Source organism: bacterium (genome assembly GCA_035380285.1).
GTDB lineage: Bacteria > Auribacterota > Erginobacteria > Erginobacterales > DAOSXE01 > DAOSXE01.
This window is the reverse complement of record DAOSXE010000068.1, coordinates 1-3,464: the sequence shown is the minus strand read 5'-3', so window position 1 is coordinate 3,464 and position 3,464 is coordinate 1. Positions and strand designations below refer to the sequence as shown.

Here is a 3,464-nt window from a genome sequence, read left to right as displayed (position 1 = left end):
CCCGACCGCGACTCCCTCCCCCGCGGCCACGCCCTCCCCCGCCGTCACCGCCACTCCCGCCTGCCGCTGCTACGTCATCGCCCAGAACGGCCCCGACGGCTTGTATAAGAACCTCCTCTCCGCCGTCGACACCTTCGACTTCGACCCCGCCACCCTGGAGCAGCCCCTCGGCTCCACCACCGGGACGGCCGGTGTGGAGGCCATCATCTACGACCACTCCGACGACACCCTCTACGGGGTCAACTACAACTACCTGGGCACCTTCGACCTGGTCTCGGGGATCTTCACCTCCTACCCCGTCCCCCTGGGAACGGTCCACGGCGCCCTGGGGACGATCGAGATCGAGGACGTGGACGGGCTCACCGCCAACCCCGAGACCGGGACCGTCTGGGCCAGCGTCCGCCGGGACAGCTACGACCTCCTCATCCAGGTGGACACCGCCACCGGGCTCCCCATCTACGGGGCCTTTGCCGGAGACGACTACCTGGTCGTCCAGGCCGAACCCGAGCACCGCGACATCGACGACATCGCCTTCGCTTCCGACCTCACCCTCTACGCGGTGGTCAACGAGCGGGGCAAGGGCGACCTCATCGCCGTCATCGACCCCGTCTCCGGCCAGCAGACGGTGGTGGGGGCGATCTACTGCCCCATCATCGGCGTCCGGGTTCAGGACATGGAAGGCCTCGGCTTCGGCTGCGACGGGGAGCTCTGGGGCGTGACCGGGAACAAGAACGTCCCCGAGGTCAACAACCGCCTCTGGAACCTCCAGTGGGCTCCGGGGACCGACGTCTACTACGTCTGCAACCCCCACCAGCTCAGCTACGGCAGCGACTACGAGGGGGTCACCTGCGGCGACTTCCCCGCCCCCGGCCCCACCCCGGCCCAGCCGGTCTTCCGCTCCGGCGACTACAACGGCGACGGCACCGACGAGATCGCCGTCTTCCGGCCCGGGACCGGCCTCTGGGCGGTCATGGGCGAAGGCTCGGGCTACTTCGGACAGGCCGGGGACGTCCCGGTCCCGGGGGACTGGGACGGGAGCGGAACCGACCTGGGCGGCGTCTTCCGGCCCGCGTCCGGGTTCTGGTCGGTCCGCTTGACGACCAGGTTCTACTTCGGGGGCGCCGCCGACGTGCCCGTCCCCGCCGACTACGACGGCGACGGCAGCGTCGACGGGGCCGTCTTCCGGCCCTCCGCCGGGACCTGGATCCTCCGGAACCTGGGCAAGGCCTACTTCGGCGCCGCCGGCGACCGGCCCGTTCCCGCCGACTACGACGGGGACGGAACCGCCGACGTCGCCGTCTGGCGCGCCGCCAACGGCCTCTGGGCTCTCGAGGGGATCAGCCGCTTCTACTTCGGCCGCAGCGGGGACATTCCGGCCTACGCCGCCTTCGCGGGCGGGGCCGACCTCCCCGCCGTCTTCCGGCCCGCGTCCGGGACTTGGCTCATCCGGGGCCTGACCCGGTTCTTCTACGGACAAACGGGCGACGTTCCGGTTCCCGCCGACTACACCGGAACCGGGACCGACCTCCCGGCCGTCTACCGCAAGTACCGTTCCTCCTGGCACATCCGGGGCCTGGGAGCGGCCTACTTCGGGCGCCCGGGCGACGTCCCCGTCACCCGTTGACCCCCCGGCCCGGCCCCCGGCGGCGACGCCGGGGGCCGGGCCCCCTCCCCCGCGGCGCCCTCGGCGGCGCGACCGGTTTGTGCTATACTCGCCCGAGCCCAGCGCGCATGAACAGCTTTCGCCGACAGTTTTTCCGGTTCCGCTCCGGTCCCGGCCTCCTGGCCGCGGTCCTGGCCGGGTGCGGCGGCGGGGCCGGCCCCGGGGAACCGGGTCCCTCGGCCCGGCCGCCGATCGTGCTCTTTTCCATCGACACCCTCAGGGCCGACCGGCTCGGATGCTACGGCGCCGAACGCGCCACCAGCCCCCGCATCGACGCCTTCGCCGGGGAAGCGGTCCGCTTCGCCGAAACCATCGCCCAGGCCCCCCTGACCGCCCCCTCCCACATGTCCATCTTCACCTCCCTCTATCCTCCGGTCCACCGCGTCGTCAACTACGAGCGGAAGGACCGCGAGCCGGCGGCCCTCGACGACGCCCTCGTCACCCTCCCCCGGTTCCTCCACGACCGCGGCTACCTGACCGTGGGGCTGACCGGCGGCGGCCAGGTCGCCGGCGAACTCGGGTTCGATCGGGGGTTCGACTACTACGGCGACGACTTCCTCTTCTGGGAAAACGACGGCGGCCGCTACCGGCCCACTCTGGAGAGCCTGGCCCCGATCGAGGAGGCCCTCCGGGACCGGATCGGGGAGAGCCGCCGGGAAGGCCGGCCCCTCTTCCTCTTCCTCCACCACTACCTCTGCCACGACCCCTACGTCAAGGGGCCCGACGAGTACCGGCAGAAATTCCTCGGCGACCCCGTGGCGGGGCTGCCGCGGCGCGCGGAGGACCTCGATTTCTCCGTGAAATTCTCCGGGGTCCGCGCCCAGTTCTTCGGGAAGGCCGACCCCGGAAACCCCGCGCACCTGCGCCAGTACCTCGCCCTCTACGACGGGGGCGTGCTCTTCGCCGACGCCGTCTTCGGGAGGATCGTCGACCTCCTCCGGGAAGAGGGGATCTACGACGACGCCCTCGTCGTCCTGGTCGCGGACCACGGGGAGGAGTTTCTCGAGCACGGGGGGATCCTGCACTCCCACCTCTTCCGCGAAACCCTCCACGTGCCCCTGATCGTCAAGTTCCCCGGGGGGCGGTTCGCCGGGCACAGCGTGGAGCGGCCGGTGGAGTCGTTCGACATCTTCCCCACCGTCGCCGACTGGCTGGGCCTGAAGGACGAGCTTCCCCAGGTCCAGGGACGCTCCCTCCTGCCCCTGGTCCGAGGCGACGGCGGGTTCGAGGGGAGCCCCGTCAGCTTCTCCGGCTCCCTGCACTCGGTCCGTTTCTCCCGCGGCGGCTACACCTACTCCAGCCAGTCCCGGGGGCGCACCCCGGAGTGGCTCTTCGGCGCCGGCGACGTCGGGGAACGCCGGAACCTGGCCCCGGAAAAGCCGGAGCTCGCCGCCGATCTGCGCCGCCGCGCCCGGGAGATCGTGGAGGAGAACCGCGCCTGGCGCCAGAAGCTGGTGGCGGGCGGATCGGAGCGGGGGGCCGCGCTCTCCCCCGAGCGGGTGCGGCAGCTGCGCGCTCTGGGGTACGTCCAGTGAGGGCGGCGCGCTGGCTCCTGGCGGCGGCCGCGGTGTCCGCGGCCGGCTGCGGGCGGGAGGCTCCGGCGCCGGTGGTGCTCGTCTCCGTCGACACCCTGAGGGCCGATCACCTGGGGTGCTACGGCTACGAACGGCCCACCAGCCCCGCCCTCGACCGGTTCGCCGCCGAATCCGTGCTCTTCGCCGACGCCGTCGCCCCCGCCCCCACCACCGCCCCCTCCCACATGTCCATCTTCACCTCCCTCTACCCCCCGGTCCACGGGGTC

3 protein-coding genes are annotated in these 3,464 nt (G+C 72.0%); all 3 read left to right on the top strand.

What is annotated here, in order from left to right:
• The coding region (locus PLZ73_12665; protein ID HOO78726.1) for a VCBS repeat-containing protein at nucleotides 1–1,624 on the top strand (1,624 nt) is incomplete at its 5' end.
• A 107-nt stretch (nucleotides 1,625–1,731) separates the two neighbouring features.
• Nucleotides 1,732–3,198: a sulfatase gene (locus tag PLZ73_12660; protein ID HOO78725.1), complete on the top strand. Its 1,467-nt coding sequence runs from the start codon at nucleotides 1,732–1,734 to the stop codon at nucleotides 3,196–3,198.
• Nucleotides 3,195–3,464, top strand: a 270-nt coding sequence (locus PLZ73_12655; GenBank protein HOO78724.1) for a sulfatase-like hydrolase/transferase, incomplete at its 3' end; no start/stop codon positions are given. The genes PLZ73_12660 and PLZ73_12655, both read left to right, overlap by 4 nt.

Coding starts and splice junctions, on each gene's coding strand:
- PLZ73_12660 (HOO78725.1), top strand. CDS start 1,732: ATGAACAGCTTTCGCCGACAGTTTTTCCGGTTCCGCTCCGGTCCCGGC.